A 12741-nucleotide genomic window follows, 5' to 3' on the forward strand; every position below is an offset into this window, starting at 1 on the left:
AGCCGCCCAAGGCGACCTTTGTCACGAGGCTTCAGATCAGCCGGTTACCCAACCAACCTGCTCGTCAGCTACCAGACTTATCGACAATTATCCGGGTGGATTCCTCCTCCACTGGTGACACGCGCCCTTCGGGGCACACAGCGTAATCCGGGATCGCTCCACACGCGAATGAACCCCGGATTACGCTTACGCTCCATCCGGGCTACGACATCAGGCTGCCTTCTTCTGCACAGGCCTGCGCGGGCGCAGGAGGCGGCCGAGCAGCTTGCGCCTGCCCTTGCGCGGGATCAGGTCGATATCGCTGACTAGCCTGGCGCCGCCCTTGCGGCGCTCCAGCACGATCTTGCGGCTGTGGAAAGCCTCCAGCTCGGCGCGGTGTGCGACGCTGACGATGGTCGCCTTTGGCAGCTCGTCGGTGACTATCTTCATCATCTTGTCCTGGCTCTTCTCGTCGAGTGCCGAGGTCGCCTCGTCGAGCACGACGATGTCGGGGCTGTGCAGCAGCAGCCGCGCGAAGGCGAGGCGCTGCTTCTCGCCGCCGGACAGCGTCTGGTCCCACGGCCCGTCCTCCTCGATCTTCTCCTTGAGATGATCGAGGCCGACCTTGTGCAGGGCCTCGCCAATCTCTTCGACGGTCCAGTCATCCTCGGCGCCGGGATAGGCGACGGCGCGGCGCAACGACCCGGAAGGCACGTAAGGCCGCTGCGGCAGCATGAACAGCCGGCGGTCGGAATGGAAATTGACGCTGCCGCCGCCCCATGGCCAGAGACCGGCGATGGCGCGAATCAGCGTGCTCTTGCCGGTCCCGGATTCGCCGGCGACCAGGAGGCGCTCGCCGGGCTCGATCACCACCTCGGTTTCACCGACCACGGCGGTACCATCGTCGAGCGTGACGGAGAGATCCTTCAACTCCAGCATCGCGTCATTGCTGGTCTCGCCGCGCTTGATGCGGCCGAAGCCGTCTCCCTGCTCGGCACGCTCGAGGCCGTCGAGCGACATCATCAGCGAGGCGATGCGGCGCGCGCAGGCGTTCCAGTCGGCGAGCCGCGGATAGTTGTCGACCAGCCAGCCGAACGCGCTCTGCACGATGGTGAAGGCGGAGGCCGCCTGCATCACCTGTCCAAGCGTCATGCTGCCGTCGAGGAATTTTGGCGCGCAGAGCAGGAGAGGAACCACGGAAGCAACAAGGCTCGATCCCTGCGAGACCAGCGTAGTGCGCATGTGCTGGCCGGCGAGCCGCGCCCATTGCCGCAGCACGCTGGTAAAATTGCGGTCGATGCCGTCGCGCTCCTCCTCCTCGCCGCCGAGCAGCGCGATGCTCTCGCCGTTCTCGCGCACGCGGGTCAGCGTGTAGCGGAAATCGGCCTCGGCCTGGTTCTTGTCCTCGGAGATCTGCACGAAGCGTCGGCCAATCACCACGATCGAGCTGGATGCGATCGCCGCGTAGAGGATCGCAGCGATCACGAGGAAGCCGGGAATGGTGATCGACGATCCCGCAAGCGTCACCGTGAGCGCGCCGCCGATGGTCCAGAGCACGACGATGAAGGTGGCGGCCGAGAGCAGCGCCGAGGTCACGCCGGCGAGAAAATCGACCGGCGAGTCGGTCGCGACGCGCAAATCCTCGGCGATCCGGTATTCCGGATTCTTGTGATCGCCGTCGACGAGATTGAGCTGGTAGTAGCGGCCGTTGTTGAGCCAGCGCGTCAGCACGCTTGCCGTGAGCCAGGCCCGCCAGCGCCGCTGGATGCCCATCCGCGCGAACACCTGCGCCACGCCGAGCACGATGCTGCCGATCACGAGCGGAAAGAACACCGCGGAGAGATGGAAGACTGCTGCTGCATCGCGTTTCTCGATCGCGTCGAAGATCGCGCGATTCCAGACGTTGATGCCGTATTGAAAGCCGACGGTCAGGACGATCAGCACACCGAGGCCGATCGAGAACGGCCAGGCCAGGCGATCGCCGATGCGGCCCCAGAAGCCGCGGGCGCTGATCCAGAAGCGCGTCAGCAGATAATCCTTGCGCGCCTGCTCGGCCTCCTCGGGCGAGAGCTCCGGATCAGGCTCGATCAGTTCGGGCGGCGGCGGAGCTACCTCCTCGCCGTTCTCGCCGACGATTTCAACAATGAGCGGCTGCTTGCCCTGCTCGCGCTTCCCGGCCGGCTTTTGCATGGCTCGATAACGCAAAATAAATCAAACGGTTCCCTTGAGTTCCGTTACTCGGCGGCGCCGTCACGTACTCTGCGCAGCCGCGCAGCCCGATAGAGCACGCGCGATAGCTCGTCGATCGCGTAGGGCTTTTGCACGACATCGAAACCAAGGCTGCCGTTCTGGGACAGCGCCTCGCTGTAGCCCGTGGTCAGCACCATCGGCACGCCGATGCCGCGATCGCGGATCGCCCGCGCGAGATCGAGGCCGGTCATCCCCGGCATCACGATGTCCGAAAACACGACATCGAAACGATCGGTGTCGACGACCAGCTCTGCAAGCGCATCGGTGGCATTGTCGACCAGCGTGACGCTGTAACCGATCTCGGTGAGACCGTCGGCGGCGAAATTGGCGAGCTCGATATCGTCCTCGACCACCAGGACCGACATGCCGCTGCCCGCGACCGCCGGCGCCGTATTCGGCGCCAACCGCTGCGGCAGCAGGTCCGGCGCAGCGCGCGGCAGATAAAGCGAGAAGGTGCTGCCCTGCCCCACCTCGCTCTCGACCGTCACCTCGCCGCCGGATTGCCGGGCAAAGCCGAACACCTGCGACAGGCCGAGACCGGTGCCGCGGCCGACCTGCTTGGTGGTGAAGAATGGCTCGAAGACGCGCCCGATCCGGCCTGCGGGAATGCCGACGCCGGTATCGCTGACGGCGACGCTGACGAAACCAAGCTTGCTCAAGTTCTGGCTGCCGGTGAGATGTGCCAGCGTGTCCGGAACGGCCGTCGCCGCCTGTACTGCGAAGGTGATCCTGCCCTTGCCCTGCATGGCATCGCGCGCATTGGTCGCCATGTTGATCAGCGCCGTCTCGAACTGGCCGGCATCGGCATTGACGAGGCAGGGCTCCGCCGGCAGCCGTATGGCGATCTCGATCGCCGGTCCGAGCAGCGTCGCAAGCATGTCGTGCAGCGATTGCAACCGTTCGCCGACGTCAAATACCTCCGGCTTCAGGGTTTGGCGCCGTGCAAAAGCAAGGAGCTGCGAAGTCAGCTTGGCGGCACGGGCGACCGCATCCGCAATCGCGGTGATGTAACGCTGCCGCCGCTCCTCGCTCAGCTGCGGCCGGTTCAAGAGATCGACGGAGGCGCGAATCACGGTCAGAAGGTTGTTGAAGTCGTGCGCGACGCCGCCGGTGAGCTGTCCGAGCGCCTCGAGGCGCTGGCTGTGCTTGAGCGCCTCCTCGGCCTCCCGCCGTCGTGCGGCTTCGGCCTGGAGATGCTGGGTGCGCCGGAACGCCAAGGCGAGCAGCAGAAACAGCAGCGCGGTCGCGGGTACGCCGAACACCAGATGCTGGCCCATGGTGACGAACCAGCGTGCGCGGATTGCCGAGGTCTCGAGCCCGGCACTGACATAGATTGGATATTCAGCGATGCGCCGGTAGCCGATCCGCCGCTCGATCCCGTCCGACGGCCAGGCGACGGTGATGAGGCCGTGCTCGGGATTGGCTGCGATGTCGCGGCCGACCGGTCCGCCGGGATCGAGCCGGAGTTTGCCGTCGAGCCGCGGGAAATGCGCCAGCACTTCGCCGTCGGCGCGTCCCATCGCGAAGAAGCTTCCGGCAGCGGAGCCGATCCTGGTGTAGAAGCTCTCGAAATATTCGGGCAGGACGGAGGCCTGGATCACGCCGATGAAGCTGCCGTCGTCGGAATCGCGGCGGCGGCTCATGCCGAAGAACCGCGCGCCCTGATAGGGCGGGCGGGGTGTCAGCGAGGCGCCGATGAATGTGCCGATGTTCTGGTCGATATGGGCGTAGAAGTAATCTCGGTCCGCAAAGCTCAGCTCGGGCGGCGGCGAGACGAGGCTGTTGACCAGCGACTTTCCGCCCGCGTCGAAAATCCAGGCCGATTTGAGCTGCGGCAGCGAATCGGTCAGCCGTTTCAGGCGACGGTGCAGCGCCGGTTCGCGCGAGCGGATGATTTCGTCGGGAAGGCCGCGCACGACCTCGTTAAGCTCGGCGAGGCTGCGGTCGATGGTCTCGAACACCTTGAGCGCATGCTCGTGCGCGACATCAAGCGACCGCTCGATCTCGCGGTCGGCGATGTCGTTGGTCGATGTGTAGGAGATCGTGGAGGCGATCGCGAACAAGGCAATCGGCAGCGCCAGGGATGCCGCCATCATCCACTGCAAAAGCCTCAGCGAATTGCGTTGTGCGCCCTGCACGGTCGCTCCGGTCCCTGGACCTGAGCTTAACTGAATTTCCCGCCGGGAAGGAAGTCGTTTATGCGAATAACCTGTAGTTGCAGTATCTGATTTTTGCGCCCGCCACGGGGTCACGGAAAATTCTACTCAAACTGGCGCCGGTCGTAGAAGGGCCTGGCCGTCTCGGCCGGCGATCGGAGCATGAACCAGGTCTAGATCTGCCGCTCGACCATCTTGAGCTTGAGCTCGGCGATGGCTTCGGCCGGGTTGAGGCCCTTCGGGCAGGCCTTTGCGCAGTTCATGATGGTGTGGCAGCGATAGAGCCGGAACGGATCCTCGAGATCGTCGAGCCGCTCGCCAGTCGCCTCGTCGCGCGAATCGGAGACCCAGCGGTTGGCCTGGAGCAGTGCGGCCGGGCCGAGGTAACGCTCGCTGTTCCACCAATAGCTCGGGCACGAAGTCGAGCAGCAGGCGCAGAGGATGCACTCGTAGAGACCGTCGAGCTTTTCGCGGTCCTCATGGCTCTGGCGCCATTCCTTCTGCGGCGTCGGCGAGGTCGTCTTCAGCCACGGCTCGATCGAGGCGTACTGCGCATAGAAATTGGTCAGATCGGGGACAAGATCCTTCACCACCGGCTGATGCGGCAGCGGATTGATCTTCACCGCCCCGTCCTTGACGTCGTGCATCGAGCGGGTGCACGCCAGCGTGTTCTGGCCATCGATATTCATCGCGCAGGAACCGCAGACGCCTTCGCGGCAGGAGCGACGGAAGGTCAGCGACGGATCGATGTTGTTCTTGATCCAGATCAGGCCGTCCAGCACCATCGGACCGCAATCATTGGTGTCGACGTAATAGGTATCGACGCTCGGATTCTTGCCGTCGTCCGGATTCCAGCGATAGACCCGGAATTCGCGCACCTCTGCCGCGCCCGCGGGCTTCGGCCAGATCTTGCCGCCGGTGATCTTGGAGTTCTTCGGAAGTGCGAATTCAACCATTTCGATAAGGCCTTCGCTGTTCGATCAATACACGCGCGCCGTTTAGTAAACGCGAGCTTTGGGCGGGATGTACTGCACGTCGTTGGTCATGGTGTAGTCGTGAACGGGGCGGTACTCGATCTTGACCTTGCCGGAATCGTCGAGCCAGGCCAACGTGTGCTTCATCCAGTTCTTGTCGTCGCGTTCGGAAAAATCCTCGCGCGCATGGGCGCCGCGGCTCTCGGTGCGGTTGGCCGCCGAGTTCATCGTCACCACCGCCTGCGAGATCAGATTGTCGAACTCCAGCGTCTCGACGAGGTCCGAATTCCACACCAGCGAGCGGTCCGAGACGGCGATGTCGGCGATGCCGCTATGGACCTTCTGGATCAGGTTCTGGCCTTCGCTCAGGATTTCGCCGGTGCGGAACACCGCGCAATTGGTCTGCATCACATGCTGCATGCCCTCGCGCAGCTTTGCGGTCGGCGTGCCGCCGGAGGCGTTGCGGTAATGGTCGAGGCGGCCGAGCGCGAGCTCGGCCGAGTTCGCCGGCAGCTCCGGCTGTTTGGCATTGGCGGTGAGCTTCTCGGCGCAGCGCAGCGCAGCCGCGCGGCCGAACACCACGAGGTCGATCAGCGAGTTGGAGCCGAGGCGGTTGGCGCCGTGCACGGACACGCAGGCCGCTTCGCCCAGCGCCATCAGGCCGGGGACCACAGCATTGTCGTCGCCGTCCTTCTTGGTCAGCACCTCGCCATGATAGTTCGTGGGGATGCCGCCCATGTTGTAGTGCACGGTCGGCACGATCGGGATCGGCTCGCGTGTCACGTCGACATTGGCGAAAATTTTTGCAGATTCGGAGATGCCCGGCAGCCGCTCCGCCAGCACCTTCGGATCGAGGTGGTCGAGATGCAGGAAGATGTGGTCCTTCTTCTTGCCGACGCCGCGGCCTTCGCGGATTTCGATGGTCATCGAGCGCGAAACCACGTCGCGCGAGGCAAGGTCCTTGGCCGACGGCGCGTAGCGCTCCATGAAGCGCTCACCTTCGGAATTGACGAGATAGCCGCCCTCGCCGCGCGCACCTTCGGTGACCAGGCAGCCCGCGCCGTAAATGCCGGTCGGGTGGAACTGCACGAACTCCATGTCCTGGAGCGGCAGGCCGGCGCGCAGCACCATGCCGCCGCCATCGCCGGTGCAGGTATGCGCCGAGGTGCACGAGGCATAGGCGCGGCCATAGCCGCCGGTCGCCAGAATCGTGGTCTGGGCGCGGAAGCGGTGCAGCGTGCCGTCGTCGAGCTTGAGCGCGATGACGCCGCGGCAGGCGCCCTGGTCGTCCATGATCAGGTCGATGGCGAAGAATTCGATGAAGAACTCGGCCGCATGACGCAGCGACTGGCCATACATCGTGTGCAGCATGGCATGGCCGGTGCGGTCGGCGGCGGCGCAGGTGCGCTGCGCCTGGCCCTTGCCGTAGTCCAGAGTCATGCCGCCGAACGGGCGCTGGTAGATCTTGCCGTCCTCGGTGCGGGAGAACGGCACGCCCCAATGCTCGAGCTCGTAGACCGCCTCTGGCGCGTTGCGCACCATGTATTCGATGGCGTCCTGGTCCCCCAGCCAGTCCGACCCCTTCACGGTGTCGTACATGTGCCAGCGCCAGTCGTCCTTGTGCATGTTGCCGAGCGAGGCGGAGATGCCGCCTTGCGCTGCGACCGTGTGCGAGCGGGTCGGAAACACCTTGGTGATACAGGCGGTGCGCAGGCCCGCCTCGCTGCAGCCGACCACGGCGCGCAGACCCGCGCCGCCGGCGCCGACCACGACGACGTCATAGGTGTGGTCTTCGATCGGGTAGGCTTTTCCGCTAGTGGCGGGAGCGCCGTCGCCCTTGCCATTCGTCGTGGCCGCCATGGTTACACTCCGGACGAAAGTTTCAGGATCGCGTAGGTCGAGGCGAGCGCCACGGCGGACGAGAAGAAGTTGTTGAGCATGATCGACACGAGCTTCAGCTTCTCGTTATGGACGTAGTCCTCGATCACGACCTGCATGCCGATCTTCATGTGCCAGGCGCTGGCCAAGATGAAGAGCAGCAGGATCACCGCGACGGGAATGGAGCTCAGAGTCTGCGCAGCGTAGACTTGGTTGCGGCCGAGCAGCATCATGATGATCACCAGCACCGGGATCATCAGCAGCGTCATGGCGACGCCGGTGATGCGCTGGCGCCAGAAATCGGACGTGCCGGAATGCGCGGCGCCGAGATTGCGGACGCGCCCAAGCGGCGTGCGCATCGAGGGACTCTTCGGAGAGTCGTGGGATTCGTGAAAACTCATCGGCCGCCTCCGTTCGCATAGGCGATGATCCAGATCAGCACCGTCAGCGCGATGCCGCCGATCAGGGCGCCCCAGGTCAGCGCTTCGCGCTCATTGGCCTTGAAGCCGTAGCCGAGATCCCACACGAAATGCCGGATGCCGCTGAGCATATGGTGCATCAAGGCCCAGGTGTAGCCGAACACGATCAGCCGGCCGATGATGCTGCCGGCGAAGGCCTGGACGTGGATATAGGCGGCCGGGCCGGAGGCCGCGGCAACCAGCCACCAGACCAGCAGCAGCGTTCCAACATAAAGGGCGATGCCGGTGGCGCGATGGACGATGGAAAGAGCCATCGTCAGCGTCCAGCGGTAGACTTGCATGTGCGGAGAAAGCGGTCGTTCGATCCGTGCGGACATGGGCTTTGATGCTTTATTGCGGCCCAGCATGGGGCGCGTGGGGATCGCGAGAGATGGGCTCTATTTACGGAGTCGATTTCGCCTGCGCAATCACCAAATCGCGATAGATCGAACCGGGGTTCAGCGCTATGGCGTTGATCAAGCAGGCCCAATCAGGGGCTTGGTATACCAGTCCGACATCTACCGGAAAGATAGAATTACAGGCTCATTGCTTCGTTGCTGTGGGCGATGGAGCATTGAATTCCCTATTGGAACGGCTCTAAACGGATCAGGCCGTCCAAACCGCTCAACGCATGGGGAGGCTCATCTTACCGGCCAGCGCCGACCCCGACCTCCCATTTTTGTGGCCGGTCCCGGATATGCGCACCCGGCATTCCACCCCGGCTGCAAGGCTGTCGACCGCGGAAATCGGATCGCCTACAGCTCTCTGCGAGCCGAGTATCGGAGAAGTTGCGGCCAGTCGCCGGAGCAGGTCTGGGGTGATCGCAGGGCTTGATATTCAGGAAGTCATGGAGCTCGCGCTGCTGCTGATCGCGGTCGGCGCGCTTTCCGGATTTTTAGCCGGCGTGTTCGGCATTGGCGGCGGCGCAATCCTCGTGCCGGTATTCTACGAATGCTTCCGTATCGCCGGCGTGCCACTGGAGGTGCGCATGCCGCTTTGCGTCGGCACCTCGCTCGCGGTGATCATTCCGACCTCGATCCGCTCGTTCCAGGCGCACTACAAGCGCGGCGCTGTCGACATGGCGATCCTGCGGGTCTGGTGGCTGCCGATCGTGATCGGCGTCATCGCCGGCAGCGTGGTCGCGCGCTACGCGCCGGAGCGGCTTTTCAAGGTCGTCTTCGTCTGCGTCGCATGGTCGGCGGCGGTACGGCTGATTTTCGCACGCGAGAGCTGGAAGCTCGGAGATGATTTGCCGAAAGGTGCCTTGATGCGCGTCTACGGATTCGTTGTCGGCATTTTGTCGACGCTGATGGGCATCGGCGGCGGGCTGTTCTCGAACCTGCTGATGACGTTCTACAGCCGGCCGATCCATCAGGCGGTGGCGACGTCATCCGCGCTAGCGGTGCTGATCTCGATACCCGGCGCGCTCGGCTACGTCTATGCGGGCTGGCCTGCGGCTGCGAGCTATCCGAGCGTTGTAGCCCTGCAAGCCCCGTTCGCGCTCGGCTACGTCTCACTGATCGGCGCCGTACTGGTGATGCCGATGAGCCTCGTCACCGCGCCGCTGGGCGTCAGGGCCGCGCACGCAATGTCGAAGCGGACGCTGGAAGCCGCGTTCGGCTGTTATCTGTTTATCGTGGGCAGCCGGTTTGTGCTGAGCTTGGTGGGCGGACAATAACGCCCATATTCCGTCATTGCGAGCGCAGCGAAGCAATCCAAAATCTCTCCGCTGCAGCAGTCTGGATTGCTTCGTCGCAAGGGCTCCTCGCAATGACGAGGCGAGAGATTGTCTACGCACTCATGGCTCCAAGCGCCCTTCGTAGCTCCGCCAATCGAGAGGATCGCCTCTGTATTCGAGTCGATTGGATTCGATCAGAATCCGGACGCGGGCCACGAGAGTTTCGCGGTCAATTTCCGGGTCGAGTTCGCTCGCAAGGCTGGACATCTCCCAAATAAGGAAGGCCATCTTTTTCCAATCCGGTGACACGACCGATAGAATAATTTCGTCTAGCGCCGTTTCCGAGACGGCCGGCGACAGCTTGATCTGATCCCATCGCGCAGAACTGTCGGGAAAAAAGACGTAAAAATGGTCAAAGATCGCCGGCATTAGCTGGGTGTTGAGTTTGGAGGTGAGTGCCTCCAATTCGGCTGCGCGGTCATCGCTGTCAGCAATAAGAGCAGCCGCTGCCCTCGCTTCATCCAGTGATTCGGCGGCTGAAAGCAGCGGCAGAAAGACGGCGATGGCTTGATCTTCATTCATTCCCGCTCCCTAAGCGTTCGAGTAAGTCTACTTCTTCGCGTAAATATCCCTATACGTATCCCGCAGCACGTTCTTCTGCACCTTGCCCATAGTGTTGCGCGGCAGTTCGTCGACGACGAACACGCGCTTGGGCATCTTAAATTTTGCCAGGCGGCCGTCGAGCGCCTTCAGCACCGAGGCTTCGCTGACCTCCGCGCCCTTGTTGCAGACCAGCACCGCCGTGACGCCCTCGCCGAAATCGGCATGGGGCACGCCGATCACGGCGGACTCGATCACGCCAGGCATCGCATCGATCTCGCTCTCGATTTCCTTCGGATAGACGTTGAAGCCGCCGGAGATCACGAGATCCTTGCCGCGTCCCAAAATGTGGACATAGCCCTTGGCGTCGATCTTGCCGAGATCGCCGGTGATGAAGAAGCCGTCATCACGAAATTCGGCCTTGGTCTTTTTCGGCATGCGCCAATACCCCCTAAACACGTTGGGGCCCTTGACCTCGATCATGCCGATCTCGTCGCGCGACAGCTCCTTGCCCGTCTCGGGGTCGGTAACGCGCACGGCGACGCCGGGCAGCGGGAAGCCGACGGCACCGGGCACGCGCTCACCATCATAGGGGTTCGACGTGTTCATGTTGGTCTCGGTCATGCCGTAGCGCTCGAGCACCGCATGTCCCGTGCGCGCCGACCATTCGCGGTGGGTCTCAGCCAGCAGCGGTGCCGAGCCCGAGATGAACAGTCGCATGTGCCTGGTGGTCTCGCGCGACAGCGCAGGGTTTTGCAGCAGCCGCGTGTAGAAGGTCGGCACGCCCATCAGCACCGTGGCGCGCGCCATCAATTTGATGATCAGATCCGGGTCGAGCTTCGGCAGGAAGATCATCGAGGCGCGGGCAAACAGCGTCACATTGGTCGCCACGAACAGGCCGTGGGTGTGATAGATCGGCAGCGCGTGGATCAGCACGTCCTTGTCGGTGAAGCGCCAGAAGCCGACCAGCGAAAGCGAGTTCGACGCGAGGTTGTCCTGGGTGAGCATCGCGCCCTTGGACCGGCCGGTGGTGCCTGACGTGTAGAGGATCGCGGCGAGGTCATCGCCGGCGCGCGAAACGGTCGCGAATTCACTGCTGGCCTTGTCGGCAGCTTCCGTCAGCGAGCCTTTGCCATCCGGCCCGAGCGTCTCGATTTTTGCTTTCACTTTGGCAGCGATCGGGACGAGGCCGTCGGCCTTGGAGGGATCGCAGACCACCAGCGATGGCTCGGCATCGCCGATGAAGTAGTCGAGCTCGTTCAGCGTATAGGCGGTGTTGAGCGGCAGGTAGACCGCGCCGGCGCGCACGGTCGCCAGATACAGCACGATATTCGCAACCGATTTCTCCACCTGCACCGCGACGCGGTCGCCCGGCTTCACGCCGCGCGCGACCAGCACATTCGCCATCTGGCCCGCGCGCGCGATCAAATCGCCGTAGCTGATGTGGGCGCCGTCATGCGTCTCGATCGCGAGTCGCGCAGGATCGTCCAGGCCGTCGAACAGGCGGGAAAACAGGTTGGCGTTGGCAGCTTGGTTCATGCAAGATTTCCTCGACCGCAAGGCTTGTAAGCAAGGCCGGTCAAAACCGAGGGCTGGATTAGCAAAAACCGCCCCAATGAAGCAACGGAGACAGTTTGCATGACCAAAAACGGGAAACGCGTGGCCTGGGTCACGGGCGGCGGCAGCGGGATCGGGGAAGCCGGCGCCGAAGCGCTCGCGGCCGACGGCTGGACGGTGGTGGTGTCCGGCCGGCGCAAGGACGCCCTGGATACCGTGGTCGCCAAGATCATCAGGGACGGCGGCGCGGCCGAGGCCATTGCGCTGGACGTGTCCGTTGCCGCCGAGACCCAGAAGGTGGCCGATCAGATCGTCGCCAGGCACGGCCGGATCGATCTCCTGGTCAACAACGCCGGCATCAATGTCCCCAAGCGGAGCTGGAAGGACATGGAGCTGGAGGGCTGGGACAAGCTGGTCCAGGTCAACCTCAACGGCGTGCTCTACTGCATGCGTGCAGTGCTGCCGACGATGCGCAAGCAGCAGGACGGCGCGGTCATCAACGTCTCGTCCTGGGCCGGACGTCACGTCTCCAAGATGCCGGGCCCAGCCTACACGACGACCAAGCATGCGGTGCTGGCGCTGACCCATTCCTTCAACATGGACGAATGCGTCAACGGCTTGCGCGCCTGCTGCCTGATGCCGGGCGAGGTGGCGACACCAATCCTCAAGCTGCGCCCGGTGGTGCCGAGCGAGGAGGAGCAGTCCAGGATGCTGCAATCCGAAGACCTCGGCCGCACCATCGCGTTCATCGCCAGCATGCCGGCGCGGGTCTGCATCAACGAGCTGTTGATTAGCCCGACGCACAATCGCGGATTCATTCAAACGCCGTTGAGCAGGGATTGAAGCGCGGTCAGAGCCACGAGTTCGTCATTGCGAGCGCAGCGGTCGCGGTAGGGACGCTCATTGCTGAGCGCCCCCCGCACAGATCCGTACGTGCGGCTTTCCCGCATACGGCTCCCACCTCGGGTGAGTGACGGCGAAGCGTGCTCGCGGCCAAGGATGACGGATGTTGGGCCTGGGGAGGCAGTCACAGGCGAGGCGACTGATCGTCTCCCACCTCATGCCATCGGTCTGGCTGCGGCGCCGGAGCGTGCGTCTCCAGAGTTCGATGACGAAGAAGCGGAAGGCGCTGAGCGCCCGACTGTTGGTCGGCACCGCATGGTCGTTGAAGTAGCCGGTGACGACCTGCCGCAGCCATTTACCCTGTTCGA

General features: G+C 63.7%; 10 protein-coding genes and 1 pseudogene. 2 read left to right on the forward strand and 9 right to left on the reverse strand.

The features are described from left to right. Window positions 1–210: 210 nt before the first annotated feature. From IVA82_RS32535 to sdhC, 6 genes are all read right to left on the reverse strand, one after another. Window positions 211–2169 carry an ABC transporter ATP-binding protein/permease gene (locus tag IVA82_RS32535; RefSeq protein ID WP_247383764.1) on the reverse strand — a complete coding sequence of 653 codons (1959 nt, stop codon included), beginning with the start codon at window positions 2167–2169 and terminating at the stop codon, window positions 211–213. 44 nt (window positions 2170–2213) lie between these two features. After that, window positions 2214–4367 (reverse strand): hybrid sensor histidine kinase/response regulator, encoded by a 2154-nt coding sequence (locus IVA82_RS32540; protein WP_247383765.1) that lies wholly within the window; start codon window positions 4365–4367, stop codon window positions 2214–2216. A 191-nt stretch (window positions 4368–4558) separates the two neighbouring features. Continuing rightward, complete coding sequence (locus tag IVA82_RS32545; protein ID WP_247383766.1) at window positions 4559–5341, reverse strand: succinate dehydrogenase iron-sulfur subunit; 783 nt, start codon at window positions 5339–5341, stop codon at window positions 4559–4561. Between the two features lie 42 nt (window positions 5342–5383). Next, the gene (gene sdhA, locus IVA82_RS32550) at window positions 5384–7219 is read right to left on the reverse strand and encodes a succinate dehydrogenase flavoprotein subunit (protein WP_247383767.1); all 1836 of its coding nucleotides are present in this window, start codon (window positions 7217–7219) and stop codon (window positions 5384–5386) included. Between the two features lie 2 nt (window positions 7220–7221). Beyond that, on the reverse strand, window positions 7222–7638 hold the full coding sequence (gene sdhD / locus IVA82_RS32555) for a succinate dehydrogenase, hydrophobic membrane anchor protein (protein WP_247383768.1): 417 nt from the start codon (window positions 7636–7638) through the stop codon (window positions 7222–7224). Next, the gene (sdhC, locus tag IVA82_RS32560) at window positions 7635–8033 is read right to left on the reverse strand and encodes a succinate dehydrogenase, cytochrome b556 subunit (protein WP_247383769.1); all 399 of its coding nucleotides are present in this window, start codon (window positions 8031–8033) and stop codon (window positions 7635–7637) included. The genes sdhD and sdhC overlap by 4 nt, the downstream gene beginning before the upstream one ends. A 479-nt stretch (window positions 8034–8512) precedes the next feature. Between sdhC and IVA82_RS32565 the strand changes: the two genes are divergently transcribed. Then, on the forward strand, window positions 8513–9373 hold the full coding sequence (locus tag IVA82_RS32565; protein ID WP_247383770.1) for a sulfite exporter TauE/SafE family protein: 861 nt from the start codon (window positions 8513–8515) through the stop codon (window positions 9371–9373). A 120-nt stretch (window positions 9374–9493) separates the two neighbouring features. Here IVA82_RS32565 and IVA82_RS32570 read toward each other — a convergent pair whose 3' ends face one another. Then, the gene (locus IVA82_RS32570) at window positions 9494–9955 is read right to left on the reverse strand and encodes a DUF3658 domain-containing protein (protein ID WP_247383771.1); all 462 of its coding nucleotides are present in this window, start codon (window positions 9953–9955) and stop codon (window positions 9494–9496) included. 27 nt (window positions 9956–9982) lie between these two features. After that, window positions 9983–11512, reverse strand: a complete 1530-nt coding sequence (locus tag IVA82_RS32575; RefSeq protein ID WP_247383772.1) for a malonyl-CoA synthase — start codon at window positions 11510–11512, stop codon at window positions 9983–9985. Window positions 11513–11611: 99 nt separating this feature from the next. Here IVA82_RS32575 and IVA82_RS32580 point away from each other — a divergent pair, with 99 nt between their 5' ends. After that, complete coding sequence (locus IVA82_RS32580; protein WP_247383773.1) at window positions 11612–12373, forward strand: SDR family NAD(P)-dependent oxidoreductase; 762 nt, start codon at window positions 11612–11614, stop codon at window positions 12371–12373. 57 nt (window positions 12374–12430) lie between these two features. Here the strand turns inward: IVA82_RS32580 and IVA82_RS32585 are convergent. Further along, a pseudogene (locus tag IVA82_RS32585) lies at window positions 12431–12741 on the reverse strand (hypothetical protein); the annotation flags it as partial.

The sequence above is a fragment of the Bradyrhizobium sp. 142 genome (assembly GCF_023074015.1).
Taxonomy (GTDB): Bacteria; Pseudomonadota; Alphaproteobacteria; order Rhizobiales; family Xanthobacteraceae; genus Bradyrhizobium.